Origin of the sequence: Trichococcus palustris (assembly GCF_900114465.1) — a bacterium.
In the GTDB taxonomy this organism is placed as follows: Bacteria; Bacillota; Bacilli; order Lactobacillales; family Aerococcaceae; genus Trichococcus; species Trichococcus palustris.
Genome location: NZ_FOTD01000001.1, coordinates 1 through 23,281 on the forward strand (window position 1 = coordinate 1; position 23,281 = coordinate 23,281).

At 42.6% G+C, this 23,281-nt stretch carries 22 protein-coding genes; all 22 read left to right on the forward strand.

What is annotated here, in order from left to right; translation table 11 throughout:
• Positions 1-1,029, forward strand: a 1,029-nt coding sequence (locus BM101_RS13955) for an SGNH/GDSL hydrolase family protein (protein WP_177194295.1), incomplete at its 5' end; no start/stop codon positions are given.
• A gap of 155 nt (positions 1,030-1,184) precedes the next feature.
• Entirely contained in the window at positions 1,185-1,559 is a 375-nt protein-coding gene (locus tag BM101_RS00010; RefSeq protein ID WP_087030996.1) for a hypothetical protein, read from the forward strand.
• A gap of 79 nt (positions 1,560-1,638) precedes the next feature.
• Positions 1,639-2,148, forward strand: a complete 510-nt coding sequence (locus tag BM101_RS00015; protein WP_087030999.1) for a phage holin family protein — start codon at positions 1,639-1,641, stop codon at positions 2,146-2,148.
• 1 nt (position 2,149) lies between these two features.
• Positions 2,150-3,220, forward strand: coding sequence for an N-acetylmuramoyl-L-alanine amidase (locus tag BM101_RS00020; RefSeq protein WP_087031002.1), 1,071 nt, complete (start codon positions 2,150-2,152; stop codon positions 3,218-3,220).
• Between the two features lie 275 nt (positions 3,221-3,495).
• Positions 3,496-4,467 carry a DUF6731 family protein gene (locus BM101_RS00025; protein WP_087031005.1) on the forward strand — a complete coding sequence of 324 codons (972 nt, stop codon included), beginning with the start codon at positions 3,496-3,498 and terminating at the stop codon, positions 4,465-4,467.
• A gap of 23 nt (positions 4,468-4,490) precedes the next feature.
• Positions 4,491-5,159: a hypothetical protein gene (locus BM101_RS00030; RefSeq protein ID WP_087031008.1), complete on the forward strand. Its 669-nt coding sequence runs from the start codon at positions 4,491-4,493 to the stop codon at positions 5,157-5,159.
• A 547-nt stretch (positions 5,160-5,706) separates the two neighbouring features.
• The gene (locus tag BM101_RS00035; RefSeq protein ID WP_087031011.1) at positions 5,707-6,795 is read left to right on the forward strand and encodes a YpbB family protein; all 1,089 of its coding nucleotides are present in this window, start codon (positions 5,707-5,709) and stop codon (positions 6,793-6,795) included.
• A complete protein-coding gene (locus BM101_RS00040; protein WP_087031013.1) occupies positions 6,770-8,209 on the forward strand; it encodes a RecQ family ATP-dependent DNA helicase in 1,440 nt (479 codons plus the stop codon). The genes BM101_RS00035 and BM101_RS00040 overlap by 26 nt, the downstream gene beginning before the upstream one ends.
• Positions 8,210-8,276: 67 nt before the next feature.
• On the forward strand, positions 8,277-8,876 hold the full coding sequence (locus BM101_RS00045; protein WP_087031016.1) for a LysM peptidoglycan-binding domain-containing protein: 600 nt from the start codon (positions 8,277-8,279) through the stop codon (positions 8,874-8,876).
• Positions 8,877-8,949: 73 nt separating this feature from the next.
• On the forward strand, positions 8,950-9,654 hold the full coding sequence (gene cmk / locus BM101_RS00050; RefSeq protein WP_218149853.1) for a (d)CMP kinase: 705 nt from the start codon (positions 8,950-8,952) through the stop codon (positions 9,652-9,654).
• 134 nt (positions 9,655-9,788) lie between these two features.
• Positions 9,789-11,033, forward strand: a complete 1,245-nt coding sequence (rpsA, locus tag BM101_RS00055) for a 30S ribosomal protein S1 (protein WP_087031022.1) — start codon at positions 9,789-9,791, stop codon at positions 11,031-11,033.
• A gap of 193 nt (positions 11,034-11,226) precedes the next feature.
• A complete protein-coding gene (der, locus tag BM101_RS00060; RefSeq protein WP_087031025.1) occupies positions 11,227-12,540 on the forward strand; it encodes a ribosome biogenesis GTPase Der in 1,314 nt (437 codons plus the stop codon).
• A gap of 202 nt (positions 12,541-12,742) precedes the next feature.
• Positions 12,743-13,018, forward strand: a complete 276-nt coding sequence (locus BM101_RS00065) for an HU family DNA-binding protein (protein WP_087031028.1) — start codon at positions 12,743-12,745, stop codon at positions 13,016-13,018.
• A gap of 315 nt (positions 13,019-13,333) precedes the next feature.
• Positions 13,334-14,617: a tetratricopeptide repeat protein gene (locus tag BM101_RS00070; RefSeq protein ID WP_087031031.1), complete on the forward strand. Its 1,284-nt coding sequence runs from the start codon at positions 13,334-13,336 to the stop codon at positions 14,615-14,617.
• Positions 14,618-14,648: 31 nt separating this feature from the next.
• Entirely contained in the window at positions 14,649-15,200 is a 552-nt protein-coding gene (locus BM101_RS00075; protein ID WP_087031034.1) for a YpiB family protein, read from the forward strand.
• A 39-nt stretch (positions 15,201-15,239) separates the two neighbouring features.
• Entirely contained in the window at positions 15,240-15,551 is a 312-nt protein-coding gene (locus BM101_RS00080; protein WP_087032081.1) for a nucleotide pyrophosphohydrolase, read from the forward strand.
• The gene (gene dapB / locus BM101_RS00085) at positions 15,548-16,336 is read left to right on the forward strand and encodes a 4-hydroxy-tetrahydrodipicolinate reductase (protein ID WP_087031037.1); all 789 of its coding nucleotides are present in this window, start codon (positions 15,548-15,550) and stop codon (positions 16,334-16,336) included. Before BM101_RS00080 ends, dapB begins: the two co-directional genes overlap by 4 nt.
• The gene (locus BM101_RS00090) at positions 16,333-17,901 is read left to right on the forward strand and encodes a CCA tRNA nucleotidyltransferase (protein ID WP_087031040.1); all 1,569 of its coding nucleotides are present in this window, start codon (positions 16,333-16,335) and stop codon (positions 17,899-17,901) included. Before dapB ends, BM101_RS00090 begins: the two co-directional genes overlap by 4 nt.
• A gap of 101 nt (positions 17,902-18,002) precedes the next feature.
• A complete protein-coding gene (locus BM101_RS00095) occupies positions 18,003-18,482 on the forward strand; it encodes a hypothetical protein (protein WP_087031043.1) in 480 nt (159 codons plus the stop codon).
• Between the two features lie 268 nt (positions 18,483-18,750).
• Positions 18,751-21,501, forward strand: a complete 2,751-nt coding sequence (locus tag BM101_RS00100; protein WP_087031046.1) for a helicase C-terminal domain-containing protein — start codon at positions 18,751-18,753, stop codon at positions 21,499-21,501.
• Positions 21,502-21,598: 97 nt separating this feature from the next.
• Complete coding sequence (locus BM101_RS00105) at positions 21,599-22,075, forward strand: cell wall elongation regulator TseB-like domain-containing protein (RefSeq protein ID WP_143084392.1); 477 nt, start codon at positions 21,599-21,601, stop codon at positions 22,073-22,075.
• Positions 22,076-22,090: 15 nt separating this feature from the next.
• Positions 22,091-23,281, forward strand: a complete 1,191-nt coding sequence (locus tag BM101_RS00110) for a pyridoxal phosphate-dependent aminotransferase (protein ID WP_087031052.1) — start codon at positions 22,091-22,093, stop codon at positions 23,279-23,281.

The following is a 23,281-nucleotide window of genomic DNA, read 5'->3' on the forward strand; positions in this document are numbered from 1 at the left end:
GGGTGGGGCGGTTATGGCGCCTTTAACAGCTATACCTATAATGGTGTAGTGTATGAATATGCTTACTTTACTGTCGGTGCTGACTGGCGAGCACATATGCTAGTGACACATAATGGTGGAGTAATTGGAAGCACGCATACATTAACTGAGCTAAGAGTATTTGAAGTTACTGGCGCTACTCAAGATACTACATTAGTGAATCATTGCATTGACACGGCAGGTTCGGCAGTAGAAATTTCACAGAAGATTTCTGAAATTGAGAGTGACTTAGGTTCAATGTCAACTACTACTTCTTGGGAAAACGGAGAATTTCTAGCGATTGGGGATAGCCTAACTGCAGCTAGAAAATGGCCGAATCAGTTAGTCAGTAAGTTAGGTATGAATGTTACTTATCACGCTAAAGGCGGATTAGGGATGATTGCGTTAGTTGACGGTGAGCTAGGTAGGGCAGGAACTTATAACTCAACTACCGATGCTGCCGGTACACTAAGGCCACTATCGTCTGCTGATGTAGCAGGGAAGAAATTAATCATCTACTTCGGCGGATATAATAATCGCTCAACTCTTGTAGGTCAGCTTGGTGACTTGTATCCAACTCAGAACACTATTGCAGGGTACACCCAATATGTAATCAATAGAATTTATGAAGAGCTTATTGCTGCAGGAAACCTGACATGCAAAGTATTAATCATGACTCCGCATTGTGCAGGAAAATATCCATACGTTGACGCTGACGGGTATGCAATATATCCAGCAGGTAGCGGACAGACGATGGAAACGATGACTGATATTATGAAGGAAGTTGCAAACTACAATAATGTAGCGGTATGCGACCTATGGCATAATAGCGGAATTAATAAGTTCACGTGGACAGTATATGGTGCTGAGTCATTTACATACATTGAAGCCATAACAGGACGTAGTGGAACATATCCTCACAATGGCGATCAACTGCATTGTAGCAATTTAGGTTATGCTCAGATTGGCGATTGTGCAACTGGGGCTGTAATTGCGGCATATGGTAATTAGTGAAAAATTGATAATTCTATGAAATACTAGGTTTATGGCTAAATGGATACCATCGGTAAAAACAGTCGATACGTACATAGAAAAGAAACTTGATTCTCTTAACTTGTGCTATATTAAATAGTATAAGACCAAAAGAGAACAGGAGTAAAAATACTATGGGATATTCAGATTGGAAAGAACTTATCAAGGATGCAAAAAACTTTGCAACGGGAGCCAATGATTTACAGTTAAGGAGTGTGTTGTTGGATCTTCAAGATGCCATGTTTAATCTATCTTCAGAGAATTTTGATTTAAGAAATAGAATTAACGAGTTGGAAAATCAGCAAATTCTGGAATCTGAACTGGAATATAAAGGGAGTGTCTATTATCGAAAGAAGGATAATAGATATTTCTGCGGTATGTGTTGGGAGACAGATAAAATCTTATCTTCTGCCCTTGACAGAAGTGGACTTGAACATGAAAATAAGACATTTTGGTGCGAGGTATGCAAGAGACCACGTCATACTGAAATACCAAACATGGACATGTAGAGCAACTAAAAATAGTGACTAATAAGAAGAGGTTGTCCATCCGGGCAGCCTTTTTATTATGCAAAAGGGAGCGTGGACAATGACTGAAATAATGGATTTATTAAAAGGACAGTTATCAAAAATGAACGTGGACGGATCGTGGGTATTTGGTGCGGTTACAGGCGGGCTAACAATCGCTATCCCGCAATGGGTTTATACGCAGGGGTGGAGTTTAAATCACACGATATTAATCGGTATTCTTATCGGCATCATCAGTTTCGAGTGGATCGTAGGCGGTCGACTGGCAACGGTATCGACTGACAAGCAAAGATCGAGCAGAGTTGCGATTGACTCGTTGATTCGTGATGTGCTCATCATTGGTATATGCGCGATGGGATTGGGACTAGATCAATTATTTTCTACCGGCAGCATCATCTATACGATCATCACCGCTGCGTTCATTTATCATAATTTTTATTCACTCATGGCGAACATTGTCGTCCTGAGATGGGATAAACACTTCCCGATGTGGTTATTGACATGGCTAGACAATGAAATCGCTGTGAAAAAAGAAAAATATTTCCCGATTAATAAGAAGGAGGAAAAATAAAATGGCTAAAGATGCAAAAATGAAGTATGAAATCATCACTGATCACCGTTTAACAGATGGTTATTGTGGATCGTATCGTAACGGGAAACCAGAGGGCGTTGTGTTGCATGAACCGGCTAACGAAGGATTGATACTTAACCAAATTGGTTATGAGTTACGAGATCCTGCGGCAAATGGGATTGTCCACGCCTGGGCCGATGACGATGAACTAAGAGAGATTTCCAATACTGATTACAAGTGCTGGGGTGCAGGTGGTCCGGCAAATGCAAGGCTTGTACAAATCGAAGTTTGCCGCATAGCGAATAAGGCGAAGGCTATTGCAGCGATTGATCGTGGGCTATTCTGGGCGGCCTATCAGCTGTACTGGTACGATTTGGCTTGTACAGATGCAACTAAGAATGGACAAGGTACCGTCTGGACGCATTTAGCCGTCACTAAGTTTTTAGGAAACACTGACCACACGGATCCAATTGCTTATTGGTCGAACGTTGGTGTTTCGTGGGATACAGCTTTCGCTCAAGTTAAAAAATATTATGATGCATTACACGCAGGTGATAGCACTATTGTTCCGGCTCTTGGCCAACCCACAAGCGTGGCCGCTGAACCTACTGTTGTAACCTATTCAAGGGTGAAAGTCGATTATGAAGTAACTATCGTAAGCGGAGGCTATTCCATTGATAGCCGGCCGTGGGGAGAACCCGGACAAGCATTCTGGGGTAGGACAGACAACTACTTAGGACAGGTTGTCAAAGCAGTCGAAGAAAATGGGTCTGGCGAATATGTTAATACCGGCCTTGGATGGATAGATAAACGAGCGTTAAAAAAAGTCCCTGTCGTTATTGAATCAATCTTGTTTTTGCCAAATGGTAAAGATTGGGTGGTATATCCTGTTGAAGGTCCATATCAAGCGGGAGATGTCATCTCGCTAGAATCTGATGGCGGGAGTTGGTTCACGATCAAAGGAGAGCGAAATGATGGTAAGGTGCTGATAGTTGATCTTCCAAATTTCGGGCCTGTTGGAATTTACTTTGATGCAGACAAGGGAGCGAGCATAAGCAAAAAATATGCATAAATAAAAAAAATGACTTTTGACGAAATGCGTAACTAATAAGTGAGACTGATTTATAACCCCCAAGGCGAATCAGTCTCATTCTGTTACTTAATTGCTTACTTATGAGGGCATTACTAAGCTACTTGGATCAAAATTATTTGAAGAACGTGCGTTCTTGTGATATGATTTACTAGTAATCTCCAATGATTATATAAGCCTATGGCCAAAGAAACTATTGTTTTTTTGGCCTTTTTTGTTAATATTGAAACAGGCTTATGATACTTGGAGGAGAAAATATGACTACAAAGTTACTATATTTTAATGCTTTCATTTGTAAAAATGGTTTGAAAACAAATTATCCAATTGAAGTTTTTTTGGATGATATGATGACTAAAAAAACTGCTGTAACTAGATACAAGGATCTAAAAAGTGGATCGTATACTATGAATAAAATGAGACCACCAGAACAAGAAAAAGAAACAAAAAACAGAATCGTCTGGGTCGGAAAGTACCGAGAAAAGAAACCATTTCAAGGACTTAAGAGATCAGATGTTGTAAATCCAATACCTGGTGATGTATTTGAGCCAGCCACTTTTCTATTTATTCCTGGAAGTCAATTGGTCGTAATGGAGTATAACCATGTAGGTTGTAAGGATAAGGGTCTTTGTGATTACTTTAATTCTTTTCTTCGTAACAGTGATGGTTTAAACGAAGATGAGCCAAGATGGAGTTTTGAGTTAGCTGCGCTAAAGGATAAAAAAGGATTTGATTTGGTTGAGGCATCCGATCAAATTAAATCTATCCAAATTGAGTTTTTAACTACATCTTCCTATTTACCTGAACTTGTTAAGGAAGAAGCTGAGAATAAAACTTTAATCGAGGAATTGATAGGCGATACAGTAAATGTAGCAACTAAAGTAGGTGCAAATGTCACAACACTAACTCTTAAGCAAAGTAGATATAAAAATAAAATGAAAGTTAATCTCCTAACTTCAATGTTGGCAGCGCTAGATTTGAATTCGGAAGGTATTATTTCTGTTAAGGTATCTTTTATAAACAAAAATACTAGAAAAATGGAATATATTGACTTGAAACATGACGGATTAGCTTCAGATTTTATTTTGGAAGATGATAATTCTAATGGTTTTGAATATTTAGCCTCAAATATATCTGAATTTTATTACGGTATCGGTAATAAGAAGGGATATAATCATCATACAAAATTCCCACTAACTGCTGTGGATTCTAAAGTAGATATTTTTCTGTAAATACTGGATTGGAGAGGGGAATTATGGAGGTTTTAACTATAAAAGAGAAAGCAATCCATCTTTTAAGCAGGTTAGTTGAAGACATCATTTTGCCGGTTGTTTTAGTTTCTTTTTGTGTCGTTTATTGGAGTTCCTACTTATTCAAAGATAAATATGAGGTGTGTGAAAAGATATTTAACTTTTTTATCGCAGATTTAGGCTATTACTTAGTATATACAGATGGTTCAATTGTTACAGTAGCAACTGTATTTATTGGGATATACTTTTCTATTTACACTATGCTCACTAGCATTCAAACAGATTCAGTATTATCAAACTTGGGGAGAAAGAATTTTCAAAAGCTACTAAGTATTTTAGGCACCGGGTTTATTTTTTCTTTTTCATATACCCTGTATTCCATCTTCTTTATCAAATCATATGAAGTGAACAAGCAAACTACTGTATTTTTCTTACTATTTTTTTTGATACTATTTATGACATCAGCGTTCCAATTTGGGGTAATAATATATATCATATTAAAACATGATATAGTAAAAACTATTGAGGAAATTGAAGAAAGAAGATTAAGAGAACTAAAAAATGCGACTTTAATGTATAAATTAGAGGATTTTTTAGATAAAGAAAAAAATAAGGAAGACTATCAGAGAGCTAGGGAAATTTCGAATCACTTAAGAAATCCGCCTTCAAATTAGAAGAAGATTTTTTTCATTGATAGCCTAACAAGAACCTAGTCCTGCTCGGATTTGCTAAACAACCTCCAAGTTGAGCTGGAGGTTGTTGTTTAATAATTAGTTTTCTAAATACATTTTAAGCTATTGGTCAGTTAGCTCACGCAACATTTCTGCCTTTTTCAATTGCTCAGGATTTTTATCAAAAAAATTGGGCTACAGCTTTTATGCTGTTTCTCGCAGGGATAAAATCTTCGTTATCAATTCCTTCTAGGGCCAATAAGATTTGTATTAAATGCAATGGGATTACGGGACAACTCCTGTAGATAGCACCGCCTCGCTCCTAAACGAGTGGGGCTTTTTTATTTTGCAGAATAATATTAAAAAGGGGCAAAAAAGGGGCATAAATATAAAACTTAAGCTATATTATGGAAGGAAGTTCAAAATGTATTAACCGCACGACTGTTTATGTAGCGGTGTTTTAATCTTTTTTGCATTTAAAAAATATTACGGGTTACATTTTGGTATAATACATATATATCCTTCTTTACATAATTTTGGTGGTGAAAAAATGAATGAGTTATCCTATACAGATTATCTTTTTTTGAATTGCTTTTCAACTATACAGAAAAGAAAAGAGGCTACCATCTATTATATCCTTATAGGAAAACGGACAATCTCAACGATGCTGCAATGCTCGCAACTGGATCTGGAAGCCTATTTCAATGCCCTTTCCAATCTGAAATACCACGTCCTCCAGGAAAGCGTGGCGCGGTTAGCGGCGAATGGATATATCAATATTTCGAATGAGAATGAATATTTGTTGACTTCGTATGGGGAAAAGGAACGCGATGCTTTTTTTGAGCATCATCCATCTTTTAAGAATAAGAATCAAATGACATATACGCTTGTCCTGGAACCAATCAAGACGCGGGTATTATTTTTATTGCAGGTCCTTTCCGAAATAAGGCATCAAAATAAACGGTACTATCCGATTGAAACGAACGAAAAGGAGCAGCTGTGGGTGAAGAAACTGCTCAGTGAACAGAAGTTGGAACGGTCGGAATATGCCAAACAGTTCGGGAAAGAAATGTACGTCCTTTTGGAATCCTTCCCGGAACAGGAGGCAACCATTTTCACGTATCAATTCGAAGGGCATCAGCATGTCCGCAAAACGACGGAACAAATTGCGCAAGCAATGCAAAAGGATGAAATGGAAGTCAAAATAATGATGCAGGAAGGCTGGTTGGAACTGCTGGGGAAAGTGGTGAACGCCAAGGAGGAATTCCCGGTTCTGTCCGCCGTCATCCAAGAAATCATCCAGGAAAAAGGCTTGGCATCGAGCAGCGCGGAACGGACGTTGCAATATTTCAAGCAGGGTTATTCGCTGGCGGAAATCGTTTCGATAAGAAAACGGAAACAAAGCACCATCCAGGACCATTTCTCTGAGCTTGCCATGCTCTATCCCTCTTTTCCGTTCCAATCTTTCATGGATGAAGAAAAATACGCTTATTTGAGGCAATTGATCAGCAAAAAAGCGCGGGTGGATTATCGTGAGATTCAAGCGGCACTGCCTGACATAACCTTCTTCGAATCCAGATTAATCCAAATAGCAAGCGAGGTTTACTATAAAAATGAACGAAGAGCAGTTAAAAATTGAACTAGAAAAGCGTTTCGGCTACAGTGATTTTAAGCCTGGACAAGTGCAGCCGATTTTATCCATACTGGAAGGGAAAAATACCTTAGCCACGTTGCCGACCGGAACGGGAAAATCGCTGATCTACCAATTGAGCGGCTATCTCCTGGAGGGCATTGTGATCATCATTTCTCCGCTGTTGTCGCTGATGCAAGATCAGGTTGCCCAACTGAAGTATATGGGGGAGAAGAGGACCGCCGCCTTGAACAGCATGCTGACGGCCGAGGAAAAACAATTTCTGTTGGCCCGCGTACACAAGATGAAATTTCTTTTCCTTTCCCCGGAAATGCTGCAGAACAATGCGGTCATGGCTAGACTGAAACAGTCAAAAATTGCCCTTTTCGTAGTGGACGAAGCCCACTGTATATCACAGTGGGGGTTGGATTTTCGATCGGATTACCTGTCGCTGGGGAAGTCCAGGGAAGCGTTGGGCAACCCGTTGACTTTAGCTGTGACCGCAACGGCCACTCCGAAGGTCAGGCAAGATATCCTGCGGTCTTTGAACCTTTCCCCGGAAGCGGTCGCTGTTTTTGAGGGAGCGGTTAACCGGGATAACATTTACTACAAAACGGTTGCCGTGCAGCCAGAAGATAAAAATGCTGTCCTGTTGGATGTCATAAAAGCATACCCGACCCCTGGGATCATTTATTTCTCAAGCAAAGCCCAAGCGGATGCCGTCACCCACTTGATCAAGCAAAAGACGGATCTGCGTGCGGAATCCTATCATGCGGACCGCAGCAATGAAGACAGAATAACTATCCAACACCAATTTTTGCAGGATGAGTTGGACATCATCTGCGCAACCAGCGCATTCGGAATGGGCATCAATAAACCGAATATACGCTTCGTCCTCCATTATCACATGCCTAACTCCATCGAAGAGTACGTCCAGGAAGTGGGCCGGGCCGGCAGGGATGGCAACCCGTGCATCGCGATCCTGTTTTATGCAGCAACCGATGCCAGTTTTAAATTGCGGATGCTGCAAAATGATTTCCCTTCGGAAGCGTTGATCGAACAGACCGTCTCCTCCAAAAAAATGGCGGTGGAATATGCAACCCCGACCGAAGAGACGTTGCTCACCTATATACTGCAAAACAACCTTTCGTCGACGGAAGCGAAAGCGTTCGTAGAAAATAGGCTGAACTTGAAAAAAGAGATGCTGTTCAAGATGAAAGATTACGCAGAAACGAACAGATGCAAACGGGAGATCATAGCGCACTATTTCGGCAAAGAATTCGACGAAAAACCGGAATTTTGCTGCAGCAGTTGCGGCGATGAAGAACCGTATATGGAGCGCTTCAGGCCGGCAAGGGATGCGTTTTCAAAAAAAGTACAAGACGGCTGGGGTAAAATAGTATCCGATCTTTTTCTTTTATGAAAAATGTAAACCAAAATTCCTGGAAATGTGCTACAATTATGTTGAATCACTTATAGGAGGAGACTGAATGGATAAAAAGAACCGCAATCGCAATAATGGAGAGCCCTGGTCACGTAAGTTCGGTGAAGATGAAAATCTAAAAAATCGCCAATATTCACGCTCAGCCAGAAATTCAAAAAATAAAGAAGTAGCACCTCTATTAAAAGTATTGCTGTTTCTCTTTATGGCTATTCTCATTATTCCGTTTGCCACCATTTATTTAAATAAGCAAAAAGATAGCGTGCCAACACCAAAAAGCTCGGAACAAGTGATGATCAGCAAAAGAATCGCTAGCTCTACTTCGCAAAGCAGTGAGGCGGTCTCTTCTGAAGAAGCATCTTCTGAGTCTGCAGCATCGGTTGCTGTATCTGAGTCATCAGCGCCGGAATCATCCAGTTCAGTAAGTTCCAGTTCGAGTTCGAGCGCGGTTGTAGTGGAGGCTCCTGCTGTCGTAGAGGATAAAACAACGACAACAACCGGAAATTACAGCAACTCCTATGTCATAAAGGCCGGCGATAACCTTTACCGCATCGCCTTGAACCACGGGATGACATTGGATGAATTGATGCAAGCCAACGGTTTATCAAGCACGGAAGCTCAAATTGGCATGACACTAAAAGTAAAATAAAAGAAGTCGTCTGACAAGACGGCTTTTTCAAATGAAATAGAGTGAATATAGTTGGAGGATTAATGTGAATAAAATAAATGTTGCCATCGACGGCCCTGCATCGGCCGGTAAAAGTACCATCGCAAAAAAAGTTGCGGAAGAATTAGGCTTCATCTATCTGGATACAGGCGCCATGTATCGCACGCTGACATATGCTGCTTTAGCGAAGCAGGTGAGCCTGGAAGATGAAGAAGCGCTGTACCGTTTGCTGCGGGAGACAGAAATCACTTTCTCTGCCGGAAAAGAAAAGCAACATGTCTACTTAAATGCAGCAGATGTGACAGAAATTATCCGGTCGGAAGATGTGACGCAAAACGTATCACTCGTGTCTTCCTTCGCGAAGGTCAGGAAAGAGATGGTCGCTCGCCAAAAAGAAATCGCAAAATCAGGCGGTGTCGTCATGGACGGCCGGGATATCGGGACAGTCGTACTGCCGCAAGCAGAGGTGAAGATATTCATGACGGCGACAGCAGAAGAGCGTGCTTTGCGGCGTTACAAAGAAAATGTGGCGAAGGGCATCAACACTTCTTTGGAAGAGCTGACCGAAGATATGCGCCGCCGGGATCATCTCGACAGCACAAGAGCCATTTCCCCCTTGAAGAGAGCGGATGATGCCATTGAATTGGATTCGACGCATTTGACGATCGATGAAGTTGTACAAGAAATTTTAGCTGTCATCACCCAAAAAAATAAAACCCTTACAAGTGCAGAATCAACAATACTAGACGTTTCGAAATAAAGATGTTAGAATAATTATATGTAGGATTACGGTTTCAAAAATACAGAGTCCAGCACTAACTTTTCTGCTGAACAACAGTAAAGTTAAGCAAACAAGCCAATTGTAAGCCGCAGACTTTTAGGAGGAATAGTTACATGTCAGATTACATTGAAAACCCAGAGTTAAACGAGGAAGAACCAAAAGGCGTTGAACAAACGATGCAGGATGTCTTAGATGAAGCATTGTCAATTGAAGTTGGCGATACCGTCAAAGGGGAAGTGTTAAGCATCCAAGATAGACAAGCTATCGTCGGCATCATCGGCGGCGGCGTTGAAGGGGTCATTCCTTACAACGAATTATCGGCTAAACCATTCGAAGAAATTACGGAAATCCTTAACGTTGGGGATGTAGTTGATTTGGTTGTCATCAAACAAATCAAAGATAAAGAAAACGGAAGTTTCTTGCTTTCAAAACGCCGCGTTGACGCAAAAGCGGTATGGAAAGACATCCAAGACAAATTCGAAAACAACGTCATTATCGAAGCGCCAGTCAAAGATGTTGTCAAAGGCGGTTTAGTGGTCGACGTCGGTGTAAGAGGATTTGTGCCAGCTTCGATGGTTGAGGATCACTTCGTGGAAGATTTCAGCTCATACAAAGGCAAAACATTGAAATTCAAGATTGTTGAATTGGAACCAAGCGAAAATCGTTTGATTTTGTCCCATAAAGCAGTCGTTGCATTAGAAAAAGAAGCAAATAAAGGCAAAGTAATGGATGAATTGGTTGCCGGCGACATCGTTGAAGGGACTGTCGCAAGATTGACAAACTTTGGCGCATTCGTTGATTTAGGCGGCGTAGATGGTTTAGTCCACATCTCTCAAATTGCGCATGAACATGTGAAAAATCCTGGTGATGTCCTGACGATCGGCCAAAAAGTGAACGTGAAAATCTTGTCTATCGACAAAGAAAATGGCCGCGTATCATTGAGCATCAAAGATACTTTAGCTGGACCGTGGGATGCGATTGCAGAAAAAGCGCCAGCCGGATCTGTATTGACAGGTACTGTTAAACGTTTGACAAGTTTTGGGGCATTTGTTGAAGTATTCCCAGGGGTAGAAGGACTTGTTCACATTTCACAAATTTCTCATCAACATATTGCAACACCGCATGAAGTATTGCAAGAAGGACAAGAAATTCAAGTGAAAGTGCTTGAAGTGAAACCGGAAGAACAACGTTTATCATTGAGCATCAAGGCTTTGGAAGAAAAAGCTGCAACAGAAGAAGCTGTAGTTGAAAAAGAAGTCGTGGAAGAATATTCCGCAGATGATTCTGACGGAAGCTTCACTTTAGCCGACTTGTTGGGCGACCAATTAGCTGGATTGAAAGATGAATCCGAAGAATAAACATTGAGTTCAGTACACATGTGAGGGCATGGAATTCCATCCATGCTCTTTTTTTGTGGTTGTTTTTATAGCCTGATGTGTGTTATAAATGACATGAATAAAATGATGACCTTTTAGGCATATAGATTTTTTGAATTATATAATCGAAAGAAATGTTTTATTTAGAGAAAAGAAGAAGAAAGGCGGAAGTTACATGCCAAATCCGGTTGTGGCCATAGTAGGAAGGCCAAATGTTGGGAAATCAACAATTTTTAATAGACTAGCAGGAGAAAGAATTTCCATTGTTGATGACGTGTCCGGCGTGACGCGTGACAGAATTTATGCCAAAGGAGATTGGTTGGGGAAAGAATTCGGCATCATCGATACAGGCGGTATCGATATCACTGATGAACCCTTCATGAGCCAAATTAAATTGCAAGCTCAAGTAGCGATCGAAGAAGCGGATGTCATCATCTTCATCACGAGCGTGCGAGAAGGCGTTACGGATGCCGATGAAAATGTCGCGCGTATTTTGTATCAATCCGATAAACCCGTTATTTTAGCGGTAAACAAAGTAGATAACCCAGAGATGAGAGCAGAAGTATTCGATTTCTACAGTTTGGGACTGGGCGATCCTTATCCGATTTCAGGAAGCCATGGCTTGGGACTGGGTGATCTATTGGATGCCGTAGTGGCAGAATTCCCTTCTGATGATGAGTCAGCAGAAGAAGAGGAAGTCATCAACTTCTCATTCATCGGCCGTCCAAACGTCGGGAAATCTTCTTTAGTGAATGCCATTCTTGGCGAAGAACGTGTCATCGTATCGAACATTGCCGGAACAACGCGTGATGCCATCGATACAACCTTTACGGATGTAGAAGGAACAAAATTCCGGATGATTGATACTGCCGGTATCCGTAAAAAAGGGAAAGTTTATGAATCCACTGAGAAATACAGTGTCATGAGAGCCCTGCGTGCCATTGACCGTTCCGATGTTGTCTTGGTCGTTTTGAATGCTGAAGAAGGTATCCAAGAACAAGATAAAAAAGTGGCTGGCTATGCCCATGAAGCCGGAAAAGGTATCGTCATTTTGGTGAACAAATGGGATACGCTTGAGAAAGACAATAATACGATGAAGGAATTCGAAGAAGAAATTCGTAACGAATTCCAATACCTTTCTTATGCGCCGATTATGTATGTTTCGGCTCTGACGAAACAAAGATTAAACCAAATACCCGCTAAAATCAAGGAAATCAGCGAGAATCAATGCCGTCGTATTCCTTCGTCGTTGTTGAACGATGTATTGATGGATGCCATCGCGCATAACCCGACACCGTCGGACAAAGGCCGCCGATTGAAGATTTATTACTTGACGCAGGTCGCGATCAAACCGCCGACATTTGTATTGTTCGTAAACGATCCCGAATTACTGCATTTCTCCTATGAGCGATTCATTGAAAACCGCATAAGAGATTCGTTTGATTTCGAAGGAACACCATTCCGTTTAATTGCCCGTCAAAAAAAATAAATTGACCTTTTATATGAAGAAAATGCACTATAATCGTTGCAGTAGCAAGGTTTGTGTGATATTCTTTATTAGAAATATCTTTTCAAAACGACTTTGGTATTTCAGAGCTGTTTTTGGACCACTCAAAAATAGCTATTCCATGTTTTGTTGTGTTATCAAAGAAAGCATGTATTCTTCTTGTAGAAGGAGGTGAACAGACAACATGGCAAACAAAGCTGAATTAATCGAAAGAGTTGCTGGAAAAACAAACTTGACTAAAAAGGATGTTACAGCAAGCGTTGATGCATTATTTGAAGTGATTCAAGAAGCATTGAAAGACGGCGAAAAAGTTCAAGTTATCGGTTTCGGTAATTTTGAAGTTCGCGATCGTGCAGCTCGTAAAGGACGTAACCCTCAAACAGGGGAAGAAATCCAAATCGAAGCAAGCAGAATCCCTGCATTCAAACCAGGTAAAGCATTAAAAGATGCAGTTAAATAATTTATGAAGTGGAGTTGGAGTCCCTAGCGGGACTTCAACTCTATTTTTTTGCCCTTTTTTGCACGGCTCAGCTTGCAAATTTTTGCTTCTTGCCGAGCGTCCGCAGGCAGGGGCTGTTTCAAACGAACTCTGAGCGGCCGGCGCATCGTCTAGAAGAGCGGAAAATGCCATCTTACGCCGGTCGGTATTCCCGAATCCTTGCTCTGTTTGGCGGAACTGGAAAAACACATGGCCGCAAATAGATACAGATGATAAACTTTATGATAAAATATACTTATTAAGCAAGTACATGTAAACGGCAAAAGGGGTTAATGTATGAACAAAGAAGCGCAAGCCATGATCGAGTCCATTCAAAAGAATGATTTAGAGGCGGCAGCAAAGCAATTCAAGGAATCCGTCAGACTTTCTGTTGCGGAAGGCAATATAGAGGATTTATTGGAGTTGGCGGAAACCTTGCACCAGTTAGGTTTTTTGGAAGAAGCAAAAGAAGCCTACACTGCATTGAAAAGTCTTTCTCCCGAAACAGCAGATTGGGATATCGCATTAGCGGAAATAGCGATCGATCAAGATAACTATGATGAAGCACTAGATATCCTGCTGGCGATAGACAAGAACAGTGACGTATATCCGCAAGCTTTATTGACGATGGCCGATGCCTACCAAGTGCAGGGCTTATACGAAGTGAGCGAACAGAAAATTTTTGAGGCGATGGCGTTATTGCCGAATGAACCGGTATTGGATTTTGCCTTGGCGCAACTGTATCATTCCATCGGCGAATATAAGAAAGCCATCCCTATTTATGAAGAGCTGGCTTACGGGGCCGATGAAATGGTCTCTGAATCCCAGATTTATTTCCTGTTGGGGGATTGTTACAATGCGGTGGGTGAATTTGAAAAGGCCCTGAATTATTTAGAGAAGGTTCCGGAAGAGGAACACCATCCCGACAGTTATTTCCAATTAGGCTTCACCTATTATCAGCTGAAGGAGTACCCACGAGCCATTGCCATTTTCAGGAAACTGATCGAAGCGGACAAGGATTATCAAAGTGCTTATTTATATCTGGCGCATGCCCTGGAGCAAGAGTTGCAATTGGAAGAAGCTTTGGCTGTGATGGAGCAAGGGATCGCCCAAAACCCTTACCAAGCTGAATTTTATACAACGGCTGCGGACCTGCAGCTCAAATTGAACCGCGAAGAAGAGGCCGAAGCCAACTTGATGACGGCAGCTGAATTGGAACCTGATTTATCAAGCATTCATCTCGCCATCGGTAATCTACTGCTGAAACAAGAGCGTTACGACGATGTGGTCACGTATATTTCCGAACGCAAAAGCCAAGACGAGAGCGACCCGCAATATGATTGGCTTTTGGCCAAGAGCTACAATGAATTGGAAGACTACGCTGCAGCCAAAGAGGCATACCGCGCAGCTTATCCCCACTTCGTTGAAAACGAGTCATTCTTGGCGGAATATGCGGCATTTTTAAGAGAAGAAGGCGATTGGGATACACTCAGTCAAGTTGTCCACTATGGACTGGAAATGAATCCGTCGAACCCGGAATTGCAAGAATTGCACGACGAGCTCCATCATTTAGGTAATTAATTCCTTATCTCAGTATAGCGGAGGTACTAAAATGATTAATCCTACTTTAGAAGAAAAAAAGAATTTCATTTCATGGTTCATTCAAAATTACCAGCTGAAACGCAGAGAATCGCTCTGGATTTTGAATTATCTGCTCAACCATGAAATTCTTTTGAAAAATATCCACTTGATTGAAGGCGTGCAGACAACGAACAGGGGAATGGGATTCTCTGTGGTCGGCAACCCGAACGTCGCTTTTGTATACTACAAAGATGGCAAGACCTTTGATGACCCGGAAAAAGCCTTCCATGATCTGCGGTTGAACTGGAAAGAAGATTTTTATTTGGAGCTTTATTTTGACCAATCTTATCAGGTCCTTTCGTTTTTTGGGGTGCTGGAAGAGAATCCGTTCCTCGACGCGAATGAACCCTACGACAGCGAATTGGAGCTGCTGGTGGAGAAATCGCTGGAAAAATTAGCTATCCGGGATCGCATCCATTACCTGAAGCAACAAATAGACATTTCTTTATCGAAATATGATGAAGACAGCTTCAGGAGGTATACGAGGGAACTGAGGGAGTTAGAGGAAAAAAATACGATATGACGAATGTAGGTGTTGTGAGTGACGAAGGATATCAATGAAATGCAGAAACAAGTCGATGACTTCATCTCCCAGTTCAAAACAGGCTATTTTTCGCCATTGGGGCAAATGGCGCGTTTGACGGAAGAGATGGGGGAACTGGCAAGGGAAATCAGTCACCACTATGGCGATAAGCCGAAAAAAAGTTCGGAAAAACCTCGTTCCGTCGAGGAAGAAGCGGGAGATGTCCTGTTTGTCTTGTTGGCGCTCGCAAATTCTTTGGAAATTGACATGTCCGAAGCCTTTACGGGCGCAATCGAAAAATATAAAATAAGGGATGCAAATCGCTTCGAAAGAAAGGAAAATGCAGAATGAGAATAATTGTTTCAGGTTTTAAAGGAAAGATGGGGACATCTTGCACAAATATGGTTTTGAATCACGAGGATTTCACTTTGGCGGCAGTGTACGACCCCTTCGCTACAGAGGCCTATTTGGATGAAATGCCGCAATATGGAGGGCATCATGTCAGAGTGTACCAAGACAAAGAATTACTGGCCAGCGAAGTGGAAGCCGACGTCTGGATCGACTTCTCCAGACCCGAGGCCGCTTATGAAAACACCAAGTTCGCAATAACGCATCGTTTGCGCCCCGTAATCGGAACTACAGGCTTCACTGCGGATCAATTCGACGAATTAGTCAGTTTATCCAAAGAAGTTGGCTTAGGTGGTCTAATTGCGCCGAACTTCGCTGTCGGTGCGGTGCTGATGATGGAATTTGCCGCAAAAGCATCGAAATATTTCCCGAATGTGGAAATCATTGAATTGCATCATGACAACAAACTGGATGCGCCGAGCGGAACTGCCATCAAGACAGCAGAGCTGATCTACAAGGAGAGAGGGGACCACCATCAAGGCAATCCCGAAGAAATGGAAACAATCGCTGGTGCAAGAGGCGCCGACTTCCATGGCATGAAGATCCACAGCGTCAGATTACCCGGTTTGGTTGCCCATCAACAAGTTCAATTCGGCAGCGCAGGGGAAGGCTTGACCATCCGACATGATTCCTATGACCGCGAATCATTCATGACAGGAGTGGCATTATCCTGCCAAAAAGTGATGGGCATTGATTATTTGGCATACGGCTTGGAAAATTTCTTATGATAATTGATGGACCAGAGTTTCAAAAAGCGTTGCCGATTATCGAAGCCATCGAAAACGCTGGCTATGAAGCCTATTTTGTCGGTGGTTGTGTAAGGGATACGCTGCTGAACCTGCAAATTTCTGATGTCGACATCGCTTCAAGCGCCATGCCCGAAGAAATACAACGGATTTTCCCGATTACGTTCGATGTCGGCATCCAGCATGGCACTGTAATGGTATTGTTCGAAAATCAGACCTATGAAATTACGACATTCCGGACCGAGTCGAAATACGAAAAATTCCGCAGACCGGAAAAGGTGGAGTATGTCCGTAGCCTGCAAGAAGATTTAAAACGCAGAGATTTTACAATCAATGCCATGGCTGTAAATAGGCGGGGAGAAATCAAAGATTTCTTCGATGGCCAAAAAGACCTGGAGCATAAATTGATTCGCGCAGTCGGAAATCCGGAGGAGCGCTTCCGAGAAGATGCCTTACGGATGATGCGCGCGGCCAGATTTATGAGCCAGCTGGATTTCCGCATCGAAGATGCAACCAGGGAAGCGGTGGTCGAGTACCATCCGTTGCTTTCGAAAATCGCTGTGGAGCGTGTCCGCGACGAATGGAATAAACTGCTGATAGGGCGTAACCGCAAAATCGGCATCAAATTTTTTGTCGAGACCAGGCTCTTCCAGATGTGTCCCGGTTTTCAAAATAAGGAAGACAACCTCGTTGACTTGGCACTTTTCCCTATGCAATTTCAAGGTACGACGATTGCCTGGATTGTGCTCGTCCACTTTTTGAAAATGGAAGATACTGACATCGAATCGTTTTTGCGGTCATGGAAATGCTCGCGCAAAGAAATTTCCGATATCCGGATGGGCGTGCATGCCTTGAAAATAAGGATGCAGAAATTTTGGGATTATCCGTTGCTCTATGAAACCGGCATCGAGATTGCCTTGCAAGTGGAAGAAATCATCGAAGGCTTTGGCTTGACAAGCCAGACTGAACTACTGCTCGAATTGGACAGGACAATCCCGATCCATTCCATCAAGGATTTGGCTTTGGATGGGAAAGAGCTGATGGCGTTGCTGAAAATCAAACGCGGCGGACCTTTTCTGGGTGAAATTTTTGAGGACATCAAGAACCTCGTTTTGGCGGAAAAATTGGAAAACACGCCTACCGCAATTAAAAATTTCATTTTAAAGAGGAGAATGATTTATTTGGATGAAATATTTACGGCACAATATACCGTGCAAAAAAAGGATCTGGCGTCTGAAGTCGGTTCGGGTATGTTGGAGGTGCTATCGACACCAGCGTTGTTAGCCATGATCGAGAATACCTGCAAGGAAATGGTTCAACTGCACTTGGACGAAGGTTTTACCACCGTGGGGACGCATGTCGACTTGACGCACAAAAAACCTTCACTGCCTGGAGCCGTCATTACGGTAGAAGTTAAATTCACCGAACAAAGCGGCAGCAAATATTATTTCGAATGCCGAGCCCTCGATCAAGGCGTCGAGATTGGTTCTGCGAAACATACACGGGCAGTCGTCAATGCAAAAACGTTCATGGAAAAGCTGAAGTAGCGAGCATCAGCCGAAATTCAAATCGTATTATTACTCATTTAATATAAATTATGATAAAATAGTCATATATTCAAAAAGTAAATATATCAGGAGTGATTTCGATGAAAAAAGTAATGAAGAATCTAAGATTTATTTTTAGAAATGGCGAAACATGGACGATAAAACGTGAACACATCGGTGATCTTTGGATCAAGCAAGTAACGACAAGTTATGGCCGTATCGGAAACAGCAATTTCCAAGAGATTCACCCATGCGAATCGTTACGCATTGAAATCGCTCAAGAAGCGGATCATGTAAACTCCAATGATATTAATCTGGGCGGTATCGAATCGGGGATGTTTGCCCGCGTTGCGAAATTCCAAGACATCGAAATGATGGATATCCTTTACCAAGACGAAGATCATCCAAAATCGGATGTCATCGTTCAAGCTGATCGCATTTATTTCCCATACAAGGCTTTGGCCGAAACTGACGGAAATGACAACGAATTCCAATCATCCTTCGTCTCTTCGGATGAAAAATTATATATTGTGATTGACCCTGAAAAAGATGTAAAAGATATTTATCCAGACGTAAAATAAACCATACATATAATGCAAAAAGGGGGACCAGAACACTTTTGTTCTGGTCCCTTTTTGCATGGCGCCCGGCATGTGCGCCAACTTGGCGGTGAGCGTTGAATCCCAAGAAGTCAGTAGCCGCAGTTTCTGGACCGCAAGACTGCAAATGATTTTTCCCCAAGACCCTATTTATTTTGCACAAGGCCTATAATCCAGAAGCTTTTTTTAGTAGAATAGGGATATTAGATCATGACAGGAGACGTTTCTGTTGAATTAGGAGACTTTATTTATGAAAAGAACGTATGCTATTGTCGACCTGGAGACAACGGGGTCCAGTTTTAATCGAGGGGATCGCATCATTCAATTTGGGTGCACGCTACTTCAGGAAGATAAGATAGTGCAAGAAATGAATATCACCATTAATCCGGGAAGGAAAATTCCGGCTGTCATAGAAAAGTTGACGGGAATCACAAATCAGGATGTGAAAGATGCGCCCTATTTTGATGATGTCTGTGATTTTATTTTCAACACGTTGGAAGACTGCATTTTTGTGGCGCACAATGTCCATTTTGATTACCATTTTTTGAACAGCTCTTTTAGCGAACTCGGAAGAGCGCCGCTCAATCTGCGCGCAATGGACACAGTCGAGCTGACGAAGATATTATTTCCAACCCTCTCAAGCTATCGTTTGGGGGATCTTTCCTCCCTATTCCAGCTGAACCATTCCCATGCGCATGATGCCGCCAGCGATGCGCATGCAACGGCCGAACTGTTCTTGCTGCTGAAAGAAAAAGCGGTGCATCTGCCACTCGTTACCCTAGAAAAATTAAATATTCTTTCCGAGTTTTGTCAAATGAACAACTCGTCTTTTTTTTACGACTGTTATGAAGAAGCGAAAGAAATGCGATTACCGTTGGGAAAGCATGTCTATGTAAAAAATGGGATAGCGCTTCGCGAAAAAGAACGGATCAGTGAGCAGACAGCCTATCGTCAGAAAAACGTTGCGGATTTTATGAAGGCCTCACAGCAGATACTGCAGGAGCAGGGATTCCAGAACCGCCCAGATCAGTTGCGGATGATGGGAGCGGTATCCGATTTCATGGATGAGCCACCGGAAGAAAATCTGGCAATCGAGGCAGCCGCTGGAATCGGTAAAACCTTGGCTTATCTGTTGCCGGTGGCTTTTCATGCCACGCCTGAAAATAAAGTGGTCATCAGCACGTCCACTTTGCTGCTGCAGGAACAAATTTTGGATAAAGAAATGCATCAACTGAAACGCATGCTGCCTTTTGAACTGTTGGTCAGTTCATTGAAGAGTAAAGGGAATCTTATCCATTTGGAAAAAATTGCCAAACTACAGCTTGATACGCTTGCGAAGAAAGAGTCGCTGGTCATGATGAGCATTTTTGTTTGGCTGACCGAAACGCTGACCGGAGACATCAATGAATTAAGTCAAAGCCACACGGTCGATTTACTGGGGCAAAAATTGACATACAGCAGCCAGGATGCTCCGTTGACCGGCGTTTGGGAACAAGACGATTTCTATGCTTCCAACAACCGGAAGGCTGAAAAAGCAAGCATCATCGTGACGAATCATGCTTTTTTAAGCCACCATATACAGGATATCGCATTCCTGCAATCTGCCAACAACATGACGCTGTTGTTGGATGAAGCGCATCAATTTCCCCGTATTTTCCAAGAAAGCCTGAAAGAAACCTTCGAACTTTCCCTATTGAAACGAAGGATGAGAAGATTCGCGATGTATTTGCGGGATTTCCGGGAGGGCGAAGAAAAAAATCGGGGGGATAACCAACTGCTGTACGATCTATTCAACTTCGAGTTCGCTGTCGATCAATTCTACCAAGCGCTGTCGGATGCTGAGGAGCTGTTGATGGAATCCTTTGCAGCGGACAGAAAAGGAAAACAGGGGAGCATCTACCTTGAACGGGAGTTCCAGGCAGAACAGCGCGTCATCAAAATGGATAAAAAGTTGAAGCAGTACGTAAGCGAAGTTATCTTTTCGGGGGAGCGCTGTTTGGTCAACACCGGCGCGCTCGATGATCCGATGTTGGGGTTGCGCGGGCAGTCCTTGCTGAAAGAAACGGAATCAGTGAAGCGCATGCTGGATGACTTCCTTTCGGATGACGAAACAATCTACTATGTATTGATCTGCACATGGGAAAATGACGTGCTGTCATTAAAAATCGAGAAAAATTATTTGCGGAGTTCCGAAAAAATCCGCCAGTTATTGCATGACTCCTTCGGGAAAATAATCTATGTGAGCTCCTCGCTGAGGGTGGATGGCACCTTCGCCTATTTCAAAGAGAAGGTCGGGGAACCTTCTCTACGAGAGCTGACGTATGCTTCACCCTACAATCTTGCGGAGCGGTTGAAAATATTTGTTCCTGCCGACATAAGTGCCATCACGTCGCTGGAGGATAAGGAAGCAGCAAAACAGATCGTGCAGATGCTCCAACAGATTGTCCTGCCCTTGCAAAGGAAGGCGTTGGTCTTGTTCACATCCAATCAATTGTTGGAGGATGTGTTCAGCGCATTGAAATCACAGGAAAACAGAGCAGCTGACGGTCCGGAAATATTGGCCCAGGGTTTCTCGGGGAGCCGCAGAAGAATGCATAACCGATTCACGTCAGCAGCCACAGCGGTTTTGTTGGGATCCGCCTCCTATTGGGAGGGCGTCGATTTCGCGGATCAGGCTGTCGAGATATTAGTGATAACCCGTTTGCCTTTTGAACCACCCTATCGCCCTGAAAGTCTAGCCTTCGAAGACTATTATGCAAAAAGGCGCAAGAGCGCATTCTATGCGGAATTTTTACCGCGGGCGATGGTTCGCCTGAAGCAAGGCGCGGGTAGGCTTGTTCGCTCGGAAAATGCAAGAGGTGTGATCCTTTGCTTGGATAATCGCTTAGTGCACAGCTCCTATAACAACAATATTAAAAATGCGCTGCCGGAAAATGTTTTGATTGAAGAATTGCCTTCCGGGGAAATAAGCGAAAAAATGGCTGCTTTTTTGAAAAAATAGTGGCATCAGATATTCCCACATTCCCAACTTTCATGTATTATTAATAATTGAATCAAAGTGTATTAAAAGTGTTTAAATTTAAAGGGAAGTGATTCATTTGAAGAGGAAAATCACTGTGGGGACGATCATCCTTCTGTTTCTGTTGATCGCCAGCTCTTACACGATATTTTATCGTGCCCAACAGCCGATGATGCAAGCGCAAAAAGAAGCTGTCATCATAGCTAAAAAAGAAGCGAACATTCAGAAAGTTGAAGACTTTTACTGGTACAATGGTTCCGAGACATACTTCACCGTCGCGGGAACAGACAACAAAAACGAAGAGTTGTATGTCATCATCAAAAAAAGTGGCGGCAGCACGACGATTTTAAATACAGCAGAAGTTGTCACCGAAAGTGAGGCAAAATCCATCACGCAGGCAGATAAAGCTCCTAAGTATATATTGGAAGCTAGGCTGGGTATCGAAAACGATGAACCGGTATGGGAAGTCACTTATAAAAACGAAAATGGTACGATCGGCTATTATTTAATATCGGCTCTTTCTGGTAAATGGGTGCGAGATATTGAAAATATATAATATGGAGTGATTGAAATGGTAAAAATTTCTGAGAGAATGAAAAAAATTAGTGAATCCCCGACGTTGGCAACATCCGCAAAAGTAAACGCGATGAAAGCGAAGGGTTTAGATATCATTAACCTTACTGTTGGGGAACCGGATTTTGATACGCATAGCTCCATTCTGAATGCTGCTGTAGAAGCAATCCAATCAAATAAGGCAAATCACTACACCCCGACAGCCGGCATTCTTCCTTTGCGTCAAGCCATTGTTGACTATCATCAAAAGTATGATGGCGTGAGCTACGGCGTGAATCAGGTCATCGTGACGGAAGGGGCAAAAAATGCTTTATATACGCTTTTCCAAGTGATCTTGAACGCGGGGGACGAAGTGCTTATCCCTGCTCCCTACTGGGTGAGCTATACGGAACAAGTGAAGCTTGCTGAGGGGGTCAACGTCATTGTTGAAGCGAAGCCTGAGAATGAATTTAAAGTGACCTTGGCGCAATTGGAAAGCCACCGTACCGATAAAACCGTAGCCATTATTTTGAATTCTCCATCAAATCCTACCGGAACGATCTATACGCCGGAAGAACTGAAGGAAATCGGCGAGTGGGCAGTAGCCAACAACATCCTAATCATCGCAGATGAAATTTACTACCGTTTAGTTTATAACGGAAACAAAGCCATTTCAATCGCGTCTCTTTCAGAAGAAATCAAAAACCAAACAGTCATCATCAATGGGGTATCCAAGACATATGCGATGACCGGCTGGAGAATCGGGTATGCAATCGGAAATGCTGAAATCATCGGCAAAATGGTGGAACTATCCAGCCATTCGACAAGCAATCCGGCTGGCCCTAGTCAATACGGCGCTTTAGCCGCTTTAGCGGGTCCACAAGATTTCGTGGAAGACATGCGCAAAGCCTATGAGGAACGTTTAAACTTCTTTTTCCCATTGGTGCAAAGCATTCCTGGATTCAAAGTGTCGAAATCAAAAGGCGCTTTCTACCTTTTCCCTAACGTGAAAGAAGCAGCCGAAATGTGCGGTTTCGCCGAAGTAAAAGATTTCACCTTGGCGTTGATCGAAGAAGCGCATGTGGCTTTGGTATCCGGCGATGGTTTTGGTTACCCGGATTACGCAAGAATAAGTTATACTGTTAACAATGACCTGCTTGCCGAGGCAGTAGATCGCATTAAGAAATTTATTGAAACACATAAAAAATAA